Genomic DNA, 21572 nt, shown 5'->3' on the forward strand with positions numbered 1-21572 from the left:
AATTTTGACCGGGCCGCGACCACCACCTCAGGACATCATGCACAAAATGACCCCTTCCTTCGTTGCCTCCGCACTGGCCATGAGCCTGGCGCTGGCGTTTCCTGTCAACGCTGCCCAGGCTGCCGCTACCAGCGCTCCGGCCCTTGTGCAGGAAGCGCCGCTGCGCGCCCACCTTGCTTTCCTGTCCAACGATCTGCTCGAAGGCCGCGGCACCGGCCAGCGCGGCGCCGACCTCGCTGCGCTCTACCTGGAAACCCAGGCGCAGGCGCTGGGCCTGACGCCCGGCAACGGCAACAGCTTTCGCCAGTCGGTGCAGATCGCCGGCGTCAAGACCCTGCCTGCCGAGAGCTCGCTGAAGCTCGAAGCGAACGGCAAGGCGCTGCCGGCTGCCTTCGGCAAGGACTGGGTGTTTGCACCCGGCGACGCCACTGCCGTGCACCAGCTGAACGCCGGTCTGGTGTTCGTCGGTTACGGCATCAAGGCGGCCGATGAGAAATGGGATGATTTCAAGGGCGTGGACCTGAAGGGCAAGATCCTGGTGGCGATGGTCAACGATCCGCAGCCGACTGCCGAGCAGCCCAACCGTTTCAACGGCAAGGGCCTGACCTATTACGGCCGCTGGACCTATAAATTCGAGGAAGCGAAGCGCCAGGGGGCAGCCGGCGTGATCCTGATCCACACCACGCCCACGGCGTCGTACGACTGGAGCGTGATCCAGAACAGCTGGTCGGGCGTGGAGCGCTTCCAGCTGGCCGCCGGCACGCTGGGCACGCCCTTGCAGGGCTGGATGACCGACGACACGGCGCGCGCCCTGTTCAAGGCTGCCGGCCAGGACCTCGACACGCTGCGCGCCGCTGCCGAGCGCGCCGACTTCAAGCCGGTGCCGCTCAACGCCAGCGTCAACGGCGAGATGAAGGCAGCCGTGCGCAAGGTCGAGCAATTCAATATCGCGGCCGTGGTGCCCGGTACCGATCCCACGCTCAAGGACGAGGTGGTGATCTACAGCGCCCACTATGACCACCTCGGCAAGCAGGGTGACAGCGGCGACACCATCTTCAATGGCGCGGTGGACAATGCCTCCGGCAGCGCTGCCCTGCTGGCGATGGCGCAGGAAGCCAGGCGCGCACCGACCAGGCGCAGCCAGATGTTCCTGTGGGTGGCAGCCGAAGAGCAGGGCCTGCTGGGCAGCGCGGCGTATGCCACGTCGCCGCTGTGGCCGCTGGCAAAGACGGCCGCCAACCTCAATCTCGACAGCCTGAACTTCGTCGGCGCCACGCGCGACATCGGCACCGAGGGCAGCGAGCGCACCGAGCTGGGCAAGATGGCCACGGCGGCTGCCAAGGCCATGGGCATGCATATCGCCAAGGCCGAACCGGACCTGGCCGGCGGCTATTTCCGCAGCGACCACTTCAGCTTTGCCAAGAACGGCGTGCCGGCCTTTTCGATCGAATCGGGCAGCGAGTACATCAAGGACCCGGCCGGATCGGCCGAAAAAGCCAAGGCTTACGGCAAGCGCTACCACCAGGCCAGCGACGAATACGATCCGGCCTGGGATTTGTCGGGCATGCTGCAAACGGCGCAGTTCACGCTGAACCTCGGCCGCATCATCGCCAACAATCCCAAGCTGCCGGAGTGGAAGGCGGGCGATGCTTTTGCCCGCCCGCGCAACGTCAAGTGATGCGGTTGCACCGGCGCGCCGATGAGGGCGCAGCCTTCACGCGCCGGTGCCGGCAGCGGCGCTCGGCATGCGCGGGGCGCCGCTGCTGTGGCGCGCTGGTCGATGGGCAGCGCCCCGCACAACCGGCTGCCCGAGTGACTGGACCGGTTGCGCAGCGCAATTGCTTGGCGCAGTTGCGTAGATCAGTTCCGTAGATCTGTTGCGCGGCGCATCGACGTGGCGCGGTCATGCAGATCGCTGGCGCGGATCCGTCAGCTTGCGCGCCGGTGTAAATCAGGCGCGTGGCTCGGTGGCATAGACGGCCAGTCCGATCAGCGGAAACGCCAGGCCGGTCAGCAGGACGCCGTGCCAGCCGTAGTGGGCGAACATCCAGCCGCCCAGCGACGAGCCGATGGCGCCACCCATGAAAAATAATGCCATGTACAGGCCGTTCAGGCGGCTGCGCACGTCGGCCGGCAGCGAGAAGATCGCGCGCTGGCCGGTGACCAGGCTGGCCGAGACGCCGGCATCGAGGATGATCGAGGCGGTCACCAGGATCGCCAGGCCCGCGCTGCGGCCGAGGTCCAGCTGGGTGGCCGTCAGCCATGGCGTTGCGAATGCCAGCGCACCGAGTAGCAGCGCCGCCAGCGTATTGGAGCGGCTCTTGCCCTGGTCGGCGCGGCGGCCGGCGATCGGCGAGGCGATGGCGCCGGCCACGCCAGCCAGTGCAAAGAGGGCGACGCCGCTCTGGCTGATGCCGAAATTCGGTCCCATCAATTCCAGTGGCACGCAGGTCCAGAACAGGCTGAAGGCGCCGAACATGCAGGCCTGGTAGGCGGCGCGGCGGCGCAGGATGGGTGTGGTCCTGAGCAGATGCCACATCGACCCGAGCAGCGCAAAATAATGCATGCCACCTTGCGGCTGGCGCTGCGGCAATCGCGCGCGCAGCAGAAACGCCAGCGCAATCGTTACCACCGCCGACAACACGAAGATCGCGTGCCAGTCGAACGCATCGGCCACCAGGCTGGCGACCGGGCGCGCCAGCATGATGCCCATCAGCAGGCCGCTGACGACCTTGCCCACGGCCTGGCCCCGTTCCTCGGGGCGCGCCAGGTGGGCGGCAAACGGTACGATGATCTGGGCCGCCACGGAACCGAGGCCGATGCACAGGGCTGCTGCCAGGAACACCAGCGGATTGCCGGCCACGGCAGCGGCGACCAGCGCCAGCGCGCACACCACCAGCGAGCTGAAGATCAGGCGGCGGTTTTCCACCAGGTCGCCGAGCGGCACGATGAACAGCAGGCCCAGGCAGTATCCGATCTGGGTCAGGGTGACGATCAGTCCGGCAGCGCCGGGATCGAGGCCGGTCGCACGGCTGATGGGGCCGATCAGGGTCTGGGCGTAATACAGGTTGGCGACGATCAGGCCGGTCGCGATGGCAAACAACCAGACCATGCCGGGAGTAAGTTCTTGCTGGGCGTGGGACTGGCTCACGGGAATTGCTCCTTTTTTGAAAAGGCGGCAATTTTACAGCGGGCAGATGATTACTGCTGACGGCGGCGTCTCAAGCGAACCATCGCAGCATCGCGCATGCCGCGTGATGACTGCGATAACAGCTGCAGCGACGCCTGCGGTGGTGAACAGGTCATGCACCGGCGATGAACAGGCTCTGGCGCGCCGGGCAGGGGGAACGGCGCCAGCGTGCCATTCAACCACGAACCGAGGTCAGGCAGTTCCGGCGTCGGCGCGTTAAGGCGACCGGCAGACTGGCTGACGCGCTGCATGGGAGCGGCGCCAGCGTGCCGTTCACGAGCGAACCGACTGCTCAGGCAAAGCCGGCTTCGGTGCGCTGAAGCGACTGGCGCACTTCAGCCGTGATTTCGTACGAGCGCAGCCGGTGCTGGTGGTCGAAGATTTGCGACGTGATCATCAGTTCGTCGGCGCCGGTGCGGGCGATGAATTGCTGCAGGCGCTGGCGGACCGTGTCCGGCGCACCGATGGCCGTGCACGACAGCACCGAATCGAGCATGGTACGCTCGGCAACGCCAAGCGACTCCAGGTAGCCGGCGCGTGGCGGCTGCAGCTTGCCGGGGTTGCCGGTGCGCAGATTGACGAACGCCTGCTGCATCGACGTGGCGCGCAAATGCGCTTCCTCGTCGGTGTCGGCGGCAAATACGTTAAACCCGAGCATCACGTAAGGCTTGTCGAGTTGCGCCGACGGCTGGAAATTGCTGCGGTACAGGGTAATCGCCTGCTGCATCATCGACGGCGCAAAGTGCGACGCGAATGCGAACGGCAGCCCGAGGTGCGCAGCGAGCTGCGCGCCGAAGGTGCTTGAACCGAGTATCCACAGCGGCACCTTGGCGCCTTTGCCAGGCACGGCCAGCACGCGCTGGCGCGGCGTATCGCTCATATAGTCCTGCAATTCCAGCACGTCCTGCGGGAATGCGTCCGAGTCGGACTCGAGGTTGCGGCGCAGCGCGCGCGCCGTGGTGTGGTCCGAGCCCGGCGCCCGCCCCAGACCGAGGTCGATCCGGCCCGGGTGCAGCGCCTCCAGCGTGCCGAATTGCTCGGCAATCACCAGCGGCGAGTGGTTCGGCAACATGATGCCGCCAGCACCGACGCGGATGGTGGACGTGCCGCCCGCCACGTGGGCCAGCAGGACGGCCGTGGCCGCGCTGGCAATCCCGGGCATGCCATGGTGCTCGGCCAGCCAGTAACGCTGGAAGCCCCAGCGCTCGCCGTGCTGGGCGAGGTCGAGTGTGTTACGGAACGATGCGGAAGCGTTGCTGCCTTCGGCGATCGGCGACAGGTCGAGTATGGAAAATGGAATCATGCAGTCCATATCGGGCCGTCACCGACAGTTTCAAGCGAGTCCCTGGAATCGGTGTGGTTATTGCCACGCTGAAGATTGGTGCTGATATCGAATTGGTATCGAAGTGGATCAAAACAGACGCCTGCGTGGAAATAAGTCACAAAAACCGGCAGCTGCGTCACAAATAGTTTTTCCCTGCAGCCTGCCTGATTTACCATGGGAAACAGCGCGGCATCCGGCCGCAGCTCGCCCATCTCCTTTATCGAATCTTATTTCGATGGCATCGGCTGCCATCGTCGGGAACGCGCATGCCTGCCAGAATGATTGTCTTGTTTGCATTGGTGCTGGGCCTGCTGGGCCAGGCGGGACAGGTTGCCTACGCGGCCGGGGTAGCCGAAGCGGCTGCGCCGCGCCGCGGCCAGCTGTACAAGGTCACGCTCGATGGCAAGACCAGCTATCTGTACGGCACCATCCACGTCGGCAAGGACGGCGTTTATCCGCTCGATGCGCAAGCCGCGCAGGCGCTGCTCGGTGCCAGGGCGCTGGTGATCGAGCTCGATATCCGCGAAAATGCCGCCTTCCAGCAAGCCATGACGCGGCATGGCCGCTACGCTGCCGGCGACCAGGTGCAAAACCATGTGCAGCCCGCCACCGTGCAAAAGCTGGTGCCGGCGCTGGCGCGCGCCGGGCTGTCGCTGCAATCGGTGCAGCAATTCAAGCCATGGCTGATTGCCAACCTGCTCATCGGTACCGAACTCGATGCGCGCGGATTCAAGCGTGCCCAGGCGGCGGAATACGCGCTGCTGGCCGCAGCGCAGCAGCAGGACAAGGCCGTGCGCCAGCTCGAGAGCGCAGACTATCAGCTGGGCTTGTTCGATACGCTGGACCCGCGCCAGCAAGAGCAATATTTGCTGGAAAGCCTGGCCGACCTCGACAACGGCACGGCAATGAAGAAATCGCTGGCGCTGATCGAGGCCTGGAACGCTGCCGACATCCCCGGCATCGAAGCTGCCTGGCGCAATGCCACCAGCGGCAACTCGATAGCGGCCGAATTCATGCAGCGCGTCCTGCTGGGCAAGCGCAATCCGGAAATGGCGGCCAATATCGAGCGCATCATGCAGCAGGACCGGGTTGCCTTCGTGGGCGTCGGATTGCTGCACCTGGTCGGCGACGATGGCCTGCCGCAACTGCTCAAGCGCCGCGGCTACCGGGTCGAGCAGTTGTATTGACGCCGTTCATCGGCCTTGACAGGACTTAATAGGCGGTGAGCGCGCCGCTGCTGTAGCGCACCCGGTCGCCCACCTTGTACGACGGCAGGGTATCGACAACGATGCTCTGGCTGCTGCCATCGTCCATGCGCACGCTGATGCGGTACGGGGTGGGGCCGCCGGCCGTTGCACTGGTGGCGCTGCTCCCGGTCGTGTCGCCCATGCCCGCCGGCAGCTGATCGATCGCTTGCACCACGCCGTACGAGGCTTGCGTCGTGCTGCCGGTGCCGGCCGCGTTCCCGCTCATGCCGCTGCTGTCCGCACTGCCGCTGCCGCTCATGCCCGAGCTGCCGGTCCCGGCGCCGGCAGTGCCTGCGGCCGGCACGCCTCCGCCCCCGCCGGGGCCGGCGCCCGTGGCTGCCGTACCCGAGCCGCTGCTGCCGCTCGACGTGTAGCCGCTGGTGCTGCTGGTGCTGCCGGAGCCGCCGGAGGTATAGCCGCTGTTTGCGCCGCCGCGCATGGAATCGGACGCGCATCCCGCCAGTCCCGCGAGCAGCAGCATACTCATTGCTATGGTCAGCCTGCCCTGTTTGCCGAATGTTGCACGGTTCATCTCTGCCTCCCTTGAAGTATCAAAACAGGTCAGAGCCGAACCGCCGTACTTCGTTCATGCACCGGTCCGGACGCTTGATGTACATCAATTGAATCATGCTACCCACAAGCAATAATTGTCCGGTATCACTTTTAAAGGACATCGATATGTTGACACGCGTAACAGATACCATTATCGAACAGTTAATTACGTCGACCTGCGGAGAGCAGACTGATCCGCGCTGCAAGCACCTGATGACGCATGCATTGCACGGCCTGGTACGCGTGGCCCAGGCTGAGCAACTTCAACAACTGCAGGAGGATGTCGAGCGGGCCTGCGGGAACGGCCGCTGTGGCGAGGTCAGCCTGACGACCGGATGCGATAGTGCGACCACAAGACGCACATGACCACGGTCATCAGCACGGCAGCGCTGCAATCGACCAGCCAGTCCGAGACCGCACCGTGGCGATACGGAAAAAAGCTTTGCACGTATTCGTCCAGGGCGCCCATGGCAGCGATGGTCAGCACCGACTTGACGGCGCGCTGGGCCAGCGAACCGGTAGTGCCGGTGAATAGCAGGAAGGTCAGGCCCGCGTAGGCGGTGGAGTGAAGCAGGACGCCGGAGGCCACCTGGCCGATTTCCTGCCGGGCGCCGGGCAGGGAACCTAGCACCAGGATCATCAGGAAGAGGAAGATGGCAGTCCAGTAACGAAGGCGGGCATGCGAGGAGGAAAGAATAATTTGCTTGATCATGAAGCAAACCTTACCACGCGTGCCAGGAATTGGGGAGTGGTGCACCGCTGCCGGTGCACCTTTCTTCAGTCATGCCTATCGGTTGCATGTACTCAAGATGGACCCAGTATAAGCAGCGATTGTGACGCCGCCATGACAAGCGACAACCATTCGGACGACGAGCCCAAAAAAAAAGCCCGCTGATGAAAGCGGGCTTAAAACTATTTTCTTGGAGGAGAATAGTGGAGACAGGTGCAATTATGCGCGTCCCCAAGATATGTGTCTAATTGATGTTTCGGATACCAGACATTTGATTCCCGAATAACAGCCGGGTTTCCCGTTTATTTGACCGCCACCGTGTAGTTGAGCGCCATGCGGCCGCCGTCCACGTACAGCGTTTGTCCGGTCATGTAGCTGGCGTCGTCGCTGGCCAGGAAGGCGGCAATCGACGCCACTTCCTCCGGGTCGCCGCAGCGTCCCATCGGCGTGCGCGACAGGATCGTGTGGCGCGCCTCCGGGCTCGACATCACTGCCTGCTTCGCCAGCTCGGTCAGGATGGTGCCGGGTCCGATGCCGTTGACGCGGATGCCGTGCGGGATCAGGTTCAGCGACATCACCTTGGTCAGCTGGTTGATCGCGCCTTTCGACACCACATAAGGCACCTGGTTGGGGATGGCCAGCTCGGCGTTCACGCTCGACATATTGATGATCACGCCGCTTTGCTGCTTGACCATCTCGCGCGCCACGGCCTGGCCGCACAGGAACATCGATTTCAGGTTGATCCGCAGCACGCGATCGAAGTCGTCCTCGGTGACGTCGAGGAAGTCGGCGGCGTGGGTCACGCCGGCGTTGTTGATCAGGATATCGACGCGGCCGAACGCGGCCAGGGTATCGGCCAGCATGGTGTCCACATCCGCTTTCTGGCTGACATCGGCAGCGAAGAAGCGGGCGGCATCGCCCAACGCGGCGGCAGCCTGTTCGCCGTCGGGCTTGATGTCCACCAGCATGACCCTGGCGCCTTCGGCGACCAGGCGGCGGGCGCAGGCCAGGCCGATGCCCTGGGTGGCGCCGGTGACGATGGCGACTTTTCCGGATAATTTCATGGTTGTGCTTTCGATGGGATGACGGGCGAATTCTATCAGTCGGACATGGCCGCGCTACAATAGAGGGTTTGCAACAGACCAGAAGGGTGCGCCGTGAATTTCATCAACAAACTGTCCGCCGCGTGGACCAGCAACGACTCGCTGCTGTGCGTCGGCCTCGATCCCGACATGGCCAAGCTGCCGGCGCAGTTCCGCAACGATCCGCAAGGCATTTTTCATTTTTGCCGCGAGATCATCGACGCCACCGCCGACCTGGCCTGCTCGTTCAAGCCGCAGATCGCCTATTTTGCTGCGCTGTCGGCGGAAGACCAGCTCGAGCAAATCTGCGCCTATCTGCGCGAGCACTACCCGCACATTCCGCTGATCCTCGACGCCAAGCGCGGCGACATCGGCGCCACCGCCCGCCAGTACGCGCGCGAGGCATACGACCGCTACGGCGCCGACGCCGTCACCGTCAACCCCTACATGGGATCCGATTCGGTCGAGCCTTACATGGAGTGGCGCGAGCGCGGCGTGATCATCCTGTGCCGCACCTCGAACGCGGGCGGCTCGGACCTGCAATTTCTCGACGTCGGCGGCCAGCCGCTGTACCAGCACGTGGCGCGCCTGGTGGCCGAGAAGTGGAACAGCAACAGCCAGTGCGCGCTGGTGGTGGGCGCTACCTACCCGGAAGAGCTGGCGCAGGTGCGCGCCATCGTCGGCGACATGCCCTTGCTGGTGCCCGGCATCGGCGCCCAGGGCGGCGATGTCGCTGCCACTGTGCGGTCGGGCAAGAGCGCTGCCGGCACCGGCATGATGATCAATTCGTCGCGGGCCATCCTGTACGCGGCGCCGCAGGCCGGCGAAGACTTCGCCAGCGCTGCGCGCCGCGTGGCGCTGGACACGCGCGACGCGATCAATCTGCATCGCTGATCGTCAACGTTTGCTGCGAGTCCGTTATCCCCGCGCAGGCGGGGATGCACATCGAACGCCAGCATATCGGACGCGATGTTCCGTCATCCCCGCGCAGGCGGGGATCCAGTTCTTCAGACTATCCGAATGGAACCGGCAGGCGCTACGCCTGTTCAGGCGTTCCTTGGATTCCCGCCTGCGCGGGAATGACGATTTTAGCGGACGGGGATGCGGTTTCAACGCGGTGCGCTCCGTCATCCCCGCGCAGGCGGGGATCCAATTCTTCAGACAATCCGAATAGAACCGGCAGGCGCTACCTCTGTCAGGTGTTCCCTGGATTCTCGCCTGCGCGGGAATGACGTTCGAGCAGGCGGGAAATGACGGCTTGGATCGTCGGGCATGACTGGCGCAGGCGTGCCAGGCAAGGTTGTTGTCAGTGCGCCGGCGCGACCATTTCCGCGTAGTCGTACAAATCCCCGAGGATCTGTTCGGCCCGTTCGTCGGCGTCCTGCTGCAACTGATCGATCTCGCCGAAGAACTGGTCGATGGTGCGGGCGCCGCCTGCGCCTTCGTAGAAGCGTTCGGCGCGGTGCTGTTCCCACTGTTCCGTTTCCGTCTCCGACAGGGTCTCCGGGAAGTTGCGTGCGCGGTAGCGGAACACCAGTTCGGCCAGGCGGGCGTCGCCGAATGACGGCGAGGCGGCGGCCAGGCGCGCCGGGCTTTCCTGGCGCAGGCTGTCGAGCGTGCGGCGGTCGTCGCGGCTGACGAAGCCGTTGTACAGGTCTTCGTCCACGTCGAGCGGCGCGCCGGCCGGGCGGTGGAACACCTGCGACCACTCGGCGTCGAGATTGCGGCCGGCGGCGGCAATGGCGGCATGGGCCTTGCCCTGTTCGAGATCGATGCCCCAGCGCGCGGCCATGGCCGGCGACAGGGTTTTCAGGTTGGCAACCAGCATCGGCGACTTGTTCAGGTGGATGCTCTTGATCGGCAGCCGCGTCATGCCCTCGGGCAGGGCGTCGGCGCGGGTAAAGATGCGGGTGCGGATGGCGTCGGCGTCGAGCGTGAACAGTTCGGTCGGGTCGTAGCTGCAGTCCCAGACGATCACCTCGTTTTTGTTGGTCGGGTGCGTGGCCAGCGGCCAGACCAGCGCCAGGCAGCCGCGCTCGGCCGGGAACATGCCGGACACGTGCAGGAACGGCGCGCGCAGCTGCGGCGCCAGGTGCATGCCGATCTCGTCGGCCACGCGGTCCTTCTTGTGCAGGGCCAGGCAGAAATCGAACAGCTTGGGCTGGCGCTGGCGGATCAGGCGCGCCAGCGCGATGGTGGCGCGCACGTCAGACAGCGCATCGTGCGCCGCTTCATGCAGCAGGCCGTTGGCCTTGGCCAGGTGTTCGAGCTTGAAGCTGGGCTTGCCGTCTTCCCTGACCGGCCATTCGATCCCTTCGGGGCGCAGCGCGTAGGTCATGCGCACCACGTCGAGCAGGTCCCAGCGGCCGCAGCCGTTTTGCCACTCGCGCGCATACGGGTCGATCAGGTTGCGCCAGAACATGAAGCGGGTGATCTCGTCATCGAAGCGGATCGTGTTGTAGCCGACGCCGATCGTGCCCGGCTCGGCAAACGCCTGCTCGATGGTGCGGGCGAACTGGTGCTCGGGCACGCCCCATTCCAGGCACTGCTGCGGAGTGATGCCGGTGATCAGGCACGATTGCGGATCAGGCAGGAAATCGTTGGCGGGCTGGCAATACAACATGATCGGATCGCCGATTTCATTGAGCTCGGCATCGGTGCGGATCGCGGCAAATTGCGCCGGGCGGTCGCGGCGCGCCACGGCGCCGAAGGTTTCGTAATCGTGCCAGAGGAAAGTCTGTGTGGTCATAGAGGCGTGTTCAGGGGGGCTACAGTTATTGGTAAAACTGCCGATAATCGGAATTCAGGCACTCACAGGGAGCATCATCATGGCGACTCCGGTATCCATTACTCCAGGTAGCAGCAACGTCGGCAGCAGTAGCGTCGGCGCAGTCAAGGCCAGCGCCACCGGCAGCGATAAAACCGCCGACGTATCGCCGACCGCCAAGGCCAAGGCCCAGCTCAACGCATCGATCGTGCAGGCATCGCTGACGGTGTCGCTGAAAACGGCCAACGATCCGATGTCGGTGGTGTTTAAGACTGCGCTCACCGGCATCAACGAGGCGCTCGAGGCCGATTTCGGCAAGGATGCGATCCAGAATGCGGCGTCGCAGGACAATACGCCGGAAGCGACGGCGAACCGCATTGTAGCGCTGTCCACCGGTTTTTACGAAGCGTACAAGCGGCAGAACCCCGGCCAGGACGACGAGACCGCGCTCAACAACTTCATGGATACCGTCAAGAAGGGCGTGGAGCAGGGTTTCAAGGAAGCGCGCAGCATCCTCGAGGGCTTCAAGGTGCTCAACGGCGAGCTGTCGGCCAACATCGACAAGACGTACGACCTGATTCAGAAGGGCTTTGCCGATTTTGCCGCTGCGCAAAAGGCGCCGCCGGCCGGGGCAGAGGCTACCGGCGCAGTCGGCGTCAGCGCCGCGGTCACGCCCAAAGCGCCCGGCAACGGCGACAGCGGCGCCGGCGTGCGCCAGATCGATCCGCCCGCCGTCTGACCAAATGGCTGCTGAGGCTGGCTGCCGAAACGCGCATCGTATTTGCTAAAGCAGTGGCAACCACAGCGTGGGTGGGCGCCAGATCGGACGGTTGCTGAAAAACCGGCTGCTGAAAATTCAGCTGCCGGCGGCTTGCTGCGCCACCTGGTTGCGGCCCAGCTCCTTGGCGCGGTACAGGGCGGCGTCGGCGCTGGCGATCAGGTCCTGCTCGTTTTGCCGCGCCTCCAGCGTGGCGACGCCGAACGAGGCCGTGATGTGCGGCAGCGGCAGGCGCATGTCGGCAAACACCTGCGCCTGTTGCATGCGTTCGCACAGGCGTTCGGCCACGGCGACCGCCATCGGGCCGCTGGTGTCCGGTAACAGCACCATCATTTCCTCGCCGCCGTAGCGCACCGCGAAATCGGTGGGCCGCAAGGCCCCGCTCAGTACCTGCGCGGCAGCGCGCAAGGCCTGGTCGCCGGCCAGGTGGCCATGGCTGTCGTTGAAGCGTTTGAAATGGTCGAGGTCGATCATGATCAGCGCCAGCGGCGCGCCCGTGCTGTGGGCCGTGGTGGTCAGCCGCGGCAGCACGTCGTTGAGCCAGGCCCGGTTGTACAAGCCGGTGAGGGCGTCGTTCATCGACATTTGCCGGTAGAACTCGCCGACCTTCTGGCGCCGGCGCAGCTGGGCATTGGCAGCGCGGATGCGGAACGACAGCAGGCGCAGCAGGTTGCGCGCGAGCACGTTCGATTCGTCGATCAGCTGCCATACCAGGTGCGCTTCGATCACCAGGATGTCGCTGTCTTCGAGCGCGGTGATGCTGGCCAGGTTGGCTTCCTCGTCGAGCACCGACTGCTCGCCCACGCTCTCGCCGGGCAGCACTTTGCTGACCGTGCCGTCGGTCATGCCGGTGCTGGTATCGGTCTCCACGGCCAGTGCGCCGCGCAGCACGATATAAAGCCGCGCCTGGTTCGACTCGGCGACGGCCTGGCCCGCGTTGAGGCGCATGATGGGGCAGGGGGCCAGCAGCCGGGCGACAGCAGCGTCGTCGCCGGCGTCGCGCAGCAGCTGCAGATCGCCGGGCTGGTAGCCGGCGCTGCCGAAGGTACTGATCTGTTTCAAGTCGGTTCTTTCAATAGCGCAGCAATAGGTGCTGGCAAGCACCGCCAGGCACACCCCATGATAGCCCAAAGCCCCCCGGCGGTCACGCCGGCGCCTGGCGCCGCGTTCGATAAGCGGTGTAAATGTTACACAGGCAGCCCCGGCATGCGGTAGTCTATCCGGCAACGCACGAGCGAGGAGCCGATTTGACCACCACCACCGACCCGATGTTCACCGACGCGCTCGGTACCGCGCACCGCCCCGATCCGAACGCCCGCATCGTCTCGCTGGTGCCGTCGCTGACCGAGATGCTGTGCGACCTGGGCCTGGCGCCACAGCTGGTGGGCCGCACCGGCTTTTGCATCCACCCGGCCGACCTGGTGCAGACCATCCCGAAGGTAGGCGGCACCAAGGACGTCAACCTCGACAAGATCCGCCAGCTGGCGCCGACCCACTTGGTGGTCAATATCGACGAGAACGAAAAAGACACGGTCGACCTGCTGGCCCAGTTCGTTCCCCACATCGTCGTGACCCACCCGCTGGGACCGCAGGACAACGTGGCGCTGGCGCGCCTGCTGGGCGGCGTGTTCTGCCGCGCCGAGGCGGCTGCGCAGTGGTGCGCCGCATTCGAGGCCGAGCACGCGGCCCTGCAGGCCGCCCCGAAAGGCCCGCCGCAAACGATGTTGTACGTGATCTGGCAAGATCCGTGGATGACGATTTCGCCCGACACCTATATCGCCCGCATGCTAGCCGAAATCGGCTGGCAGGTGCCGCTGCTGGGCGACGTGCGCTACCCGCAGTTCCGCTGGTCGCCGGAACTGGTGCAGGGGATCGATGGGGTGTTGTTGTCGAGCGAACCGTACCGGTTCACCGAAGCGCATGTGCACGCGCTTGAGCAGCAGATCGGCAAGCCGGTCATGCTGGTCGATGGGGAGCTGTTGTCGTGGTACGGCAGCCGCGCGCTGCCGGGTTTGCGGTATCTGCGGCAACTGGCCCGCGCCTGATGGCGGGCCGTCGCCGGTCCACGGTTATTCGCGGGTTTCTTCGATGTCGTCGGCAGCGACGGCGTCCTTGGCCGGCGCGTGGTGTTTGTCCTTGTCGTGCAGGCGACCGAGGGCGCTGTCGATAGCGCGCTTGAGCTTGGCAGAGGCGCCGCCGATGGCCTGGTGCAGGGTGGCGTTATGGTCGCTGACGGCAATCGGCTTGTAGCCAGTGATGCGCGCTTCCATCAGGCAGCGGTTGTCGCCGTCGGCCGATTTCTGGCCCAGGTTGTCGCTGAGGTGCACTTCGACGCTGGTGATCTGTTCGCCGAAACGGTGGAGTGAATCGCTGACGACGGTGCGCACATGCTCGTGAAGGCCGGCATGAACGGCAACGGTCTTATCGGAATTGACGTTGATTTGCATACGATTGCTCCTGTCTTTTTGTTGATGTGCGAAATCATCTTACTCCTTTTATCCTTAGGTTCGCGTTAAGTAGCCCACCTTCGAAAGCAACCGTGCTGGTCAGTTGATCAGCGACGCGGCAATGTTGATCGACAGTCCCAGGATGGCCAGGTTGTAGAAGAAACACAGCACCGACTGGCCCAGCACCACTTTGCGCATGCCGCGGTCGCGCACGCTCACGTCCGAGGTCTGCACCGCCACCGAGATCGTGAACGAGAAGTACAGGAAGTCCCAGTAGTGCGGCTGCAGGTCGCGGTCCGGGAAACCCAGCGGCGGTTCGCCTTGCCCGCTGGCGTAATACAGGTGGGCATAGTGCGAGCAGAACATCACGCCCACCATCAGCCAGGAACCGATCACCGTCAGCGCCACGAATGCATACTGCAGCGGCAGGTCGTCGGGGTGGTTTTTGACCGACGCCAGTTGCAGCACGACGGCGGCCAGCGACACCATGATCGCCACCGACAGCGTGGCCAGGATCACCGGCCCCTTTTCGTCCTGGCGCTTGGCAGCGTGGCGGATGTCGTGGTGGTCGGCGCGCAGCATCATGGCCCCCATGGTCACCAGGTACAGCCAGACCGTGACGTCCCATGCCGTGAGCAGGCGCGTAAGCGCGTGCCAGTCGCCGGGCAGCAACGGCCAGACCGCGGCGCCGATCGCCACTGCCAGGCTCAGGTGGGGGCGGCTGTGGATGATGCGCGGCAGGGTGGGGCGCCAGCTCATAGGATCACCTTCATGTCGTTACCTTTTTCTGGTCATGGGGAAAGCGGTCCATGCGCGAGAGTACTGGGAATAAATAGGCCCACAGGCCCGTCACTGCCAGCGTGGCGGCGCCGCCGAACAGCACCGCGCGTGTCAGGCCCATCCAGCCGGCAGTCACGCCCGATTCGAATTCGCCCAGCTCGTTGGAGGCGCCGATGAAGACCGAGTTGACGGCGCTGACGCGGCCGCGGATTTCATCGGGCGTTTCGTACTGCACCAGCAGATGGCGCACGTACACGCTGACCATGTCGCCCATGCCCATCAGGAACAGCGCCACCAGCGCCACCGCGAAGGTGGACGTGGCGCCCAGCACCAGCGTGCCGAGACCGAAGACCGCGACGCCGCCGAACATCCAGGCACCCACGCGGCGCGTGATCGGGAAAAACGCCAGCGCGATCGAGCACAGGGCGGCGCCGATGCCGGGTGCGGTGCGCAGCATGCCGAGGCCCTGCGGCCCCACGTGCAGCACGTCGTGCGCCAGCGCCGGCAGCAGGGCCGTGGCGCCGCCGAACAGCACCGCGAACAGGTCGAGCGAAATCGCTCCCAGCACCACCGGGCGCGATCGCACGAAGCGCAGGCCCTCGAGCACCGTGTGCCAGGTAGCCGGTGCGCGGTTGCTCGGCTGTTTGACCGACTTGACCAGGCACATCAGGATAACCGAGAGCGCCAGCATGGTCGACGACACCAGGTACACGGCCTTCGGGCCGGCCAGGTAGAACAGGCCGCCCAGCGTGGGGCCGAGGATCACCGCCACGTGCATGCTGGACGAGCTCAGGGCCACCGCGCGGGCGAAACTGTCGGGCGGCACCAGGTTGACCAGGATGGCCTGGGTGGCCGGGCCCATGAAGGCACGCGCGCTGCCGAACAGCACCAGCACCGCGAACACGGGCCACACCTGGGTCAGGCCGGCGTAGGTAAAAGCCAGCAGCGACAGGCCGCACAGCAGTTGCGCAGCGAGCGCGACAGCGATCAGGTTGCGGCGGTTGTAGCGGTCGGCCGCGTGGCCGGCGATCAGGATCAGCAGCAAGAACGGCGCAAACTGCGCCAGGCCGATCAGGCCCAGGTCGAACAGGTTGCCGGTCATCGAATAGACCTGCCAGCCGATCGCGACATTCTGCATCTGCACGGCCAGGGTGCCGAGCGTGCGGGCCAGCAGGTAGAAGGTGAAATTACGGTGGCGCAGGACGCTGAAGCCGTTGGCGGAAGGTGCAGGGGTGGGACTGTCGGACATGCAGGCTTTCAGGATGCAGAGTGCCGGGACTCTACATCCCGGGCCCTGCGGGTGGATGCGGTCAGGACTGTACTAATCCGGGCTGGTGCAGATCGGCCTCGGTGGTAAAGGCGTCGGCGTAGAACTCCTGTTCCGGCAGGGCGCAGCGGGCGACGAAGTCGCGCTGCGCCGCCTCGACCATCAGCGGGGCGCCGCAGGCATAGACCTGGTGGCCCGACAGGTCGGGCAGGTCGGCCATCACGGCCTGGTGCACGAAGCCGGTACGGCCGGTCCAGCCGTCGTCCGGCAGGGCGTTCGACACCACCGGCACGTAGCGGAAGTTGGGCATGCTGGCGGCCCAGTCGCGGCACAGCGCGTCCATGTACAGGTCCTGCGGCCGACGCCCGCCCCAGTACAAGGTCATCGGGCGGGTGGCGCCTGCCGCGCGCAGGTGTTCGACGATGGCCTTGATCGGTGCGAAACCGGTGCCCGAGGCCAGCAGCACCATCGGCTTGTCGCTGTCGTCGCGCACGAAGAACGTGCCCATCGGCCCTTCGAAGCGCAGGATGTCGCGCTCCTTCATGGTGGAGAATACCTGGTCGGTGAACAGGCCGCCCGGCAGGTGGCGGATGTGCAGCGACAACGGCTGGTCGGCGCCCGGCGCAGTGGCGATGCTGTAGCTGCGGCGCTTGCCGTCGCGCAGCAGGAATTCGATGTACTGGCCGGCCCGGAACTTGAGCGTCTCGTTGGCCGGCAGCTGCAGCGTCATGACGATCACGTCGGGCGCCACCTTTTCCAGGGTGCTCACGCGCGACGGCATCTTGCGGATCGGGTATTCGGCGCTGCCGGCCACTTCGCGCGCCTCGATGACCAGGTCGCCGGCCGTGGTGGCGCAGCAGAACAGCGCGAAGCCGGCCGCTTCCTCGTCCAGGCTCAGCGCCCGTTCCTGGTGCGCCTTGTGGGTGACGGCGCCGGCCAGCACCTTGCCCTTGCAGGAGCTGCAGGCGCCATTCTTGCACCCGTAAGGCAGTCCCACGCCGGCGCGGATGGCGGCCGCGAGGATGGTTTCGTCCTCGTCGCACGGGAATCGGTGGCCGCTAGGCTGTACAGTAATTTGAAACGTCATACAATCCTTCAGATGAAAAACCCTACTTGTCCTATGCGCGCTGCCTTCAATCTTCCGCGCCTGCTGATCGTGGGCTGCGGCGACGTCGGCAAGCGCCTGTTGCCGCTGCTGCGCGGCCATTATCGCGTGTTTGCCACCACCAGCAGTCCCGAACGCTGTGCCGAACTGCGGGCGCTGGGCGCCGTGCCCATCGTGGCCGACCTCGACCGGCCGGCCAGCCTGCGCCGCCTGGCCGGGCTGGCGCCGACCATCGTCCACCTGGCGCCGCCGCAGGGCGAGGGACCGCTGGACCGCCGCACGCGCAACCTGGCCGCCATTCTACCCGAGCACGCCCGCATGGTTTATGTAAGCACGACCGGCGTGTACGGCGACTGCGGCGGCGCCCTGTTCGATGAAACCCGGCCGGTGGCGCCGCGCAATCCGCGCGCCACGCGCCGCGTCGACGCCGAGAACGTGCTGCGGCGCTGGGCGGTGCGCAACCACGCCACGCTGTCCATCCTGCGCGTGCCGGGCATCTATGGCGCCGAGCGGCTGCCGCGCAAGCGGCTCGAGCAGGGTACGGCGGCGCTGATCGCCGAGCACGACGTGTACACCAACCACATCCACGCCGACGACCTGGCCGCCATCATTGCGCGCGCATTGCGCCTTGGCCGAGCCAACCGTCTCTACCATGCAGTGGACGACAGCCACATGAAGATGGCCGATTATTTCGATGCGGTGGCCGATGCGCTGGGCCTGGCCCGTCCGCCCCGCCTGCCGCGCGCGCAGCTGCAGCAGGTGGTCACGCCGGCGCTGCTGTCGTTCATGTCGGAGTCGCGCCGGCTCGACAATCGCCGCATCAAGCGCGAACTGGGCGTACGCCTGCGCTACCCCACGGTGGCCGCGATGCTGTCGGCACTTTAATTTTTATAGATCAATATCTGTTGCATTTGCACATCGTTCAATAAGATTACAGCCTTCTATACTTTTTTTTACAATTATTTTTTGTTCTAGCACAAGGAATAGCGTTAGAATCTCACACATTGTCACGGATCCGCATTTTTTGCTTATCCGTCGAATAACAAAGATGTGTAGTAGCGGGGAACGGCGCCCATCGCGGGCACATGACTTCACTAACTGCACCGATCGTTTTCTTCGTTAATGTGTCGTTTTTTTCCAACTGCGACCCCGAACCTGCTAAACACCATGTCCATCAAAGAAATCACCTCCTCCCCGACCTACAACCCGAATCGCGTCCTGGACGCCATCATTGAAAAGCTGCAGCTGAAGAACGATGCAGCGTTGTCGCGTGCACTCGAAGTGGCGCCACCGGTCATCAGCAAGATCCGTCACAACACGCTGCCGATCGGCGCCACCATCCTGATCCGCATGCATGAAATCAGCGATTTCAGCATCCGTGAGCTGCGCGAAATGATGGCGAACTAAGTAGCGAACCCCGTGGCGCGTTGAGAAGCCTGCCTTGCGTTAAAACGGCGCGTCACCCTCGCGGGGACGCGCCGTTTTTCGTCGGCTGCCGCTTGCGCAGCGCCTAGGCGGTGGTGTTGATCATGCTGCCCAGGCGCTGGCCGCTGGTATTGACCATCGGCTGCGGCGGTGGCTGCTGTTGCTGCTGGGGCGGCGGCGCCACAGGCTGGGCTTGCCGCGCTGCCGGTTCCGGCTGGCGTGCGGGCGGCGTGGTCTGGATGTTAACATTGCCGGATGCGACAGAATTGATGGCCATGACGGGCTCCTGACATCGGTTGAAGCCCGAGTATGCCACTTTTTTTGGCAGATGTCAGCCCAGGCGCGGCCGTTCCGTGTACAGCGACGCCGCGACCGGCTGGCCGGGCGGCATCGCGCAATAGGCTGCCTGCGCGGTTTCCCCGGCGCAGTACGCTGCCTGCGCCGCCTCTCTGGCGCAGTATGCGGGTTGTGCGCTTTCTCTTGCGCAGTAAGCTGCTGCCTGCGCTTCGCGGGCGCAGTAGGCTGGCGTGGTCTTGGCGCAATACGCTGCGGCGATGCCGGCCGTCACGCTGCCGTACGCCACGCCGAATTCCTGTTCGTACAGCTGCTTCATGCGGTTGCCCATGCGCGCCAGGGTGGCCGCATCGTCGGCGCCGCGCATGCCGATGTAGGGGAAGTGGTGCAGGAAGTAGCCGAACACCGCCTGGCAGTCGGCCGCGTACTTCATGGTGTCGAGGATGTGGTAATGCCAGAAGGTGTCCACATCGACCGTCGGCGACGTGTCCTCGCGGGGGAATTTCTGCATCAGGATCAGGAAGCGGCGGTATTCGAGTTCGACCGCGTTGGCGCGCTCGAGGGTCCAGCCTTCGCCGGATTCCTTGTGCATGAGTTTGACTTTGATCGGTTCCAGGTCCAGCGCAGCGATGGCGTTCATGATCTTCCTTTGCGATTGGGATTGATGGTTAACAACATTGCCGATTTTGTCATCCACCCCATGCGCGCCATTGATGTTAATCAATAGGTGTAAGGGAATTCTTATCGCCGTGCGATTCTGCTGCAGCTGCAGCCGATGGCGGGGCCGCCCGCGCGCGCGGTACCGAGATCGCCACCACGGTGCCGCCGTTGGGGCCGTTCGCAATGGTGCAGGTGCCACCCAGCAGGGTGATGCGTTCCTCGATGCCGACCAGGCCGAACGATCCGGTCTTGCTGCGGCTGTTGGGGCGCAGGCCCACGCCGTTGTCGCTGATGGTCATGGTCAGCGTGTGGTCGGTGGCTGCCAGTTCCACCCGCACCACGCTGGCGCGGGTATGCTGGGCGATATTGCTGAGCGACTCCTGCAGGATGCGGAAAAACGCGGTGGCGCAGCGGTCGTCCACGCGGATATCGTGCTGGTGCTCGATCAGCTCGCACACCATGCCGGACCGGGTGCGGAACTGGGCGATCTGCCACTCGACGGCAGCGCTGAGACCCAGGTCCAGCACGGTGGGGCGCAAGTCGTTGATGATGTTGCGCACGCTCTTGATGGTGCTGTCGATCTGGCGCAGCGTGCCGACGGCGCGCGCGTGCAGGCGCGGGTGGCGGTGGCGCGTGCGCGTGGCCAGCAAGTCCGCTTCGATGCGCAGCACCAGCAGGTTCTGGCCGAGGTCGTCGTGGATTTCGCGCGCGATGCGCTTGCGCTCGAGCTCCTTGATCTGTTCCGCATGGGCAGCCAGCCGGCGCAGCTTGTGGTGCGACAGCTGCAGCTTGGCCTGGCTGTCGCGCAATTCGCGCGTCATGGCCTTGGCCATGCGGATCGCGCGCAGGCGCGACGACGACAGCGTGTGGAACAGCAGGTAGAACATCAGCGTGCCGATGAAACCGGCCCCCATGGCCAGCCAGGGCAGGAACAGGTCGAAGCGGCTCGACCAGGCGTGCTTGGGGGCGCTGAACAGCGTCTGCCACTGGCGGCCGTGGAAGTCGAGCGGCAGCACCACCGAGTACAGCTGCCGCCCGCGCGCCTCCCTGGCGCGGGGCTGGCTGTCGAACAGCAGTGCTGCCTGCGCCATCGGCGCGTGCGCGCTGCCGCCGTCGTACAGGCGCAGGCGCACATCGCGCACCTGCATCTGGTCCATGGCCAGCTGCACCAGGCGCGGCACGCTGATGCCGATGCCGACCGAGCCGACGAAATTGGCGCGGCGCTGGGCCAGCGTGTCGTGCGGCAGGCCACGCCGGTACACGGCCAGCCGGATCGCCATGCCGCTGCCGCCATGGCCCGGGCCGGCCATGTCGATCATGCGGCCGGAGGTGCTGGCCTCCCCCGTATCGCGGGCGCGCGCCAGCGCCGCGGCGCCGGCAGCGGGAGCGGCGATGTCCAGGCCCACCCGGTTGTGGAACGCGCCGATCGGCTCGATCATCGTGATCACCGAATAGTCGGGCCGGCGCCCGGGCGGGCGGATCGTGATACCGCCGGTGGCGGAACGGCTGCCGCTGTGGGGCGCAGCGCGCTCGAAGGCGTCGCGGGCGGCGTCGGTCACGTACGGGGCGTAGTTGATGCTGTCGAGCGCGGGGAAACGGACGGGCAGCTGCAGGCCGCTGACGAAGTTGCGGAAGTCGTCAGGCGTGACGCTGTCGCTGGCGTCGAAGTAGCTGGCGGTGGCGCGCAGCACATTGGTATAGGAATCGATATGGGCGCGCAGGTGGAACTGGGCGTTGCGCGCCTGCTGCAGGAAGCGGGCATTGGCATCGGCCTCGACCGCGTGGTCCGCTGCCACGTGGCACAGCACGCCCACGCCCAGCGAGAGCAGTACGCCCACCCACCACACCGGCTGGGACGGCGAATACCAATGCCGGTGCGCGAAAAATCCCCTCATCGACTCTGCCTTTCTTGCGCTCCGTCGTC

The 21572-nt window shown here is 65.2% G+C and carries 20 protein-coding genes and 1 pseudogene; 7 read left to right on the forward strand and 14 right to left on the reverse strand.

Annotated elements, in window-relative coordinates; translation table 11 throughout:
- Positions 1-37: 37 nt before the first annotated feature.
- Positions 38-1678: a M28 family peptidase gene (locus tag ASF61_RS05765; RefSeq protein ID WP_056152346.1), complete on the forward strand. Its 1641-nt coding sequence runs from the start codon at positions 38-40 to the stop codon at positions 1676-1678.
- 273 nt (positions 1679-1951) lie between these two features.
- Here the strand turns inward: ASF61_RS05765 and ASF61_RS05770 are convergent, their stop codons facing one another.
- On the reverse strand, positions 1952-3112 hold the full coding sequence (locus ASF61_RS05770) for an MFS transporter (RefSeq protein WP_056152349.1): 1161 nt from the start codon (positions 3110-3112) through the stop codon (positions 1952-1954).
- Positions 3113-3482: 370 nt separating this feature from the next.
- Positions 3483-4493: an LLM class flavin-dependent oxidoreductase gene (locus tag ASF61_RS05775; protein WP_056152602.1), complete on the reverse strand. Its 1011-nt coding sequence runs from the start codon at positions 4491-4493 to the stop codon at positions 3483-3485.
- Positions 4494-4780: 287 nt separating this feature from the next.
- On the opposite strand from ASF61_RS05775, the gene ASF61_RS05780 reads away from it, so the two are divergent.
- Positions 4781-5701 (forward strand): TraB/GumN family protein, encoded by a 921-nt coding sequence (locus tag ASF61_RS05780; RefSeq protein WP_056152353.1) that lies wholly within the window; start codon positions 4781-4783, stop codon positions 5699-5701.
- 25 nt (positions 5702-5726) lie between these two features.
- Here the strand turns inward: ASF61_RS05780 and ASF61_RS05785 are convergent, their stop codons facing one another.
- From ASF61_RS05785 to ASF61_RS05795, 3 genes are all read right to left on the reverse strand, one after another.
- Positions 5727-6293: a hypothetical protein gene (locus tag ASF61_RS05785; RefSeq protein WP_156369472.1), complete on the reverse strand. Its 567-nt coding sequence runs from the start codon at positions 6291-6293 to the stop codon at positions 5727-5729.
- Between the two features lie 339 nt (positions 6294-6632).
- Positions 6633-7025: a VanZ family protein gene (locus ASF61_RS05790; protein WP_056152358.1), complete on the reverse strand. Its 393-nt coding sequence runs from the start codon at positions 7023-7025 to the stop codon at positions 6633-6635.
- 320 nt (positions 7026-7345) lie between these two features.
- Positions 7346-8107: an SDR family NAD(P)-dependent oxidoreductase gene (locus tag ASF61_RS05795; RefSeq protein WP_056152361.1), complete on the reverse strand. Its 762-nt coding sequence runs from the start codon at positions 8105-8107 to the stop codon at positions 7346-7348.
- A 93-nt stretch (positions 8108-8200) separates the two neighbouring features.
- Here ASF61_RS05795 and pyrF point away from each other — a divergent pair, with 93 nt between their 5' ends.
- The gene (gene pyrF / locus ASF61_RS05800; RefSeq protein WP_056152364.1) at positions 8201-9019 is read left to right on the forward strand and encodes an orotidine-5'-phosphate decarboxylase; all 819 of its coding nucleotides are present in this window, start codon (positions 8201-8203) and stop codon (positions 9017-9019) included.
- A gap of 412 nt (positions 9020-9431) precedes the next feature.
- On the opposite strand, the gene sbcB is transcribed toward pyrF, so the two are convergent.
- The gene (gene sbcB, locus ASF61_RS05805) at positions 9432-10874 is read right to left on the reverse strand and encodes an exodeoxyribonuclease I (RefSeq protein ID WP_056152367.1); all 1443 of its coding nucleotides are present in this window, start codon (positions 10872-10874) and stop codon (positions 9432-9434) included.
- Positions 10875-10953: 79 nt separating this feature from the next.
- Between sbcB and ASF61_RS05810 the strand changes: the two genes are divergently transcribed.
- The gene (locus ASF61_RS05810; RefSeq protein WP_056152369.1) at positions 10954-11631 is read left to right on the forward strand and encodes a DUF5610 domain-containing protein; all 678 of its coding nucleotides are present in this window, start codon (positions 10954-10956) and stop codon (positions 11629-11631) included.
- A gap of 117 nt (positions 11632-11748) precedes the next feature.
- Here the strand turns inward: ASF61_RS05810 and ASF61_RS05815 are convergent, their stop codons facing one another.
- A complete protein-coding gene (locus ASF61_RS05815; protein WP_056152372.1) occupies positions 11749-12732 on the reverse strand; it encodes a GGDEF domain-containing protein in 984 nt (327 codons plus the stop codon).
- A gap of 206 nt (positions 12733-12938) precedes the next feature.
- Between ASF61_RS05815 and ASF61_RS05820 the strand changes: the two genes are divergently transcribed.
- Positions 12939-13715 (forward strand): helical backbone metal receptor, encoded by a 777-nt coding sequence (locus ASF61_RS05820; protein WP_056152605.1) that lies wholly within the window; start codon positions 12939-12941, stop codon positions 13713-13715.
- Positions 13716-13739: 24 nt separating this feature from the next.
- Here ASF61_RS05820 and ASF61_RS05825 read toward each other — a convergent pair whose 3' ends face one another.
- From ASF61_RS05825 to ASF61_RS05840, 4 genes are all read right to left on the reverse strand, one after another.
- Positions 13740-14117 (reverse strand): HPF/RaiA family ribosome-associated protein, encoded by a 378-nt coding sequence (locus tag ASF61_RS05825; RefSeq protein ID WP_056152376.1) that lies wholly within the window; start codon positions 14115-14117, stop codon positions 13740-13742.
- 99 nt (positions 14118-14216) lie between these two features.
- Complete coding sequence (locus ASF61_RS05830; protein ID WP_056152379.1) at positions 14217-14876, reverse strand: DUF1345 domain-containing protein; 660 nt, start codon at positions 14874-14876, stop codon at positions 14217-14219.
- 10 nt (positions 14877-14886) lie between these two features.
- Positions 14887-16146 carry an MFS transporter gene (locus tag ASF61_RS05835; protein WP_056152381.1) on the reverse strand — a complete coding sequence of 420 codons (1260 nt, stop codon included), beginning with the start codon at positions 16144-16146 and terminating at the stop codon, positions 14887-14889.
- Positions 16147-16207: 61 nt separating this feature from the next.
- A complete protein-coding gene (locus tag ASF61_RS05840; protein WP_056152385.1) occupies positions 16208-17251 on the reverse strand; it encodes a CDP-6-deoxy-delta-3,4-glucoseen reductase in 1044 nt (347 codons plus the stop codon).
- A 12-nt stretch (positions 17252-17263) separates the two neighbouring features.
- Between ASF61_RS05840 and ASF61_RS05845 the strand changes: the two genes are divergently transcribed.
- A complete protein-coding gene (locus ASF61_RS05845; protein WP_056152388.1) occupies positions 17264-18154 on the forward strand; it encodes an SDR family oxidoreductase in 891 nt (296 codons plus the stop codon).
- 282 nt (positions 18155-18436) lie between these two features.
- A pseudogene (locus tag ASF61_RS05850) lies at positions 18437-18673 on the forward strand (hypothetical protein); the annotation flags it as partial.
- A 106-nt stretch (positions 18674-18779) separates the two neighbouring features.
- Here the strand turns inward: ASF61_RS05850 and ASF61_RS05855 are convergent.
- The 3 genes from ASF61_RS05855 to ASF61_RS05865 form a co-directional block, all read right to left on the reverse strand.
- Positions 18780-18971 (reverse strand): hypothetical protein, encoded by a 192-nt coding sequence (locus ASF61_RS05855; protein ID WP_056152391.1) that lies wholly within the window; start codon positions 18969-18971, stop codon positions 18780-18782.
- Positions 18972-19025: 54 nt separating this feature from the next.
- Positions 19026-19628 (reverse strand): glycine-rich domain-containing protein-like, encoded by a 603-nt coding sequence (locus tag ASF61_RS05860; RefSeq protein WP_056152393.1) that lies wholly within the window; start codon positions 19626-19628, stop codon positions 19026-19028.
- Positions 19629-19704: 76 nt separating this feature from the next.
- Positions 19705-21543 carry a CHASE domain-containing protein gene (locus ASF61_RS05865; RefSeq protein WP_200919809.1) on the reverse strand — a complete coding sequence of 613 codons (1839 nt, stop codon included), beginning with the start codon at positions 21541-21543 and terminating at the stop codon, positions 19705-19707.
- Between the last annotated feature and the right edge of the window lie 29 nt (positions 21544-21572).

Origin of the sequence: Duganella sp. Leaf126 (assembly GCF_001423125.1) — a bacterium.
GTDB lineage: Bacteria > Pseudomonadota > Gammaproteobacteria > Burkholderiales > Burkholderiaceae_D > Rugamonas.